Raw genomic sequence first — 619 nt, 5'->3', positions numbered from 1 at the left:
TGAAACCCATTCTTTACTTGTTCTTCCTTAGAAAGGAGGTGATCCAGCCGCACCTTCCGATACGGCTACCTTGTTACGACTTCACCCCAGTTATCAGTCCCGCCTTCGGCAGCTCCCTCCTGAAAGGTTGGGTCACTGACTTCGGGCGTTACCAACTCCCATGGTGTGACGGGCGGTGTGTACAAGACCCGGGAACGTATTCACCGCGACATTCTGATTCGCGATTACTAGCGATTCCAGCTTCGTGCAGTCGAGTTGCAGACTGCAGTCCGAACTGAGACGTTATTTTTGGGATTTGCTCCACCTCGCGGCTTTGCCTCCCTTTGTTTACGCCATTGTAGCACGTGTGTAGCCCAGATCATAAGGGGCATGATGATTTGACGTCATCCCCACCTTCCTCCAGGTTATCCCTGGCAGTCTCCACAGAGTGCCCAGCTTTACCTGCTGGCTACTGAGGATAAGGGTTGCGCTCGTTGCGGGACTTAACCCAACATCTCACGACACGAGCTGACGACAACCATGCACCACCTGTCTCCAATGCTCCGAAGAGAAGGTTCCATTACGAACCGGTCATCGGGATGTCAAGACCTGGTAAGGTTCTTCGCGTTGCTTCGAATTA

General features: G+C 53.0%; 1 rRNA gene. It reads right to left on the bottom strand.

The features are described from left to right. Window positions 1-31: 31 nt before the first annotated feature. Window positions 32-619 (bottom strand): 16S ribosomal RNA (locus DWZ44_RS18045); the annotation flags it as partial.

The sequence above is a fragment of the Blautia sp. AF32-4BH genome, assembly GCF_003460565.1.
In the GTDB taxonomy this organism is placed as follows: Bacteria; Bacillota; Clostridia; order Lachnospirales; family Lachnospiraceae; genus Fusicatenibacter; species Fusicatenibacter saccharivorans.
The sequence above is the reverse complement of the archived record's forward strand: the minus strand, read 5'-3'. Positions and strand labels throughout refer to the sequence as shown.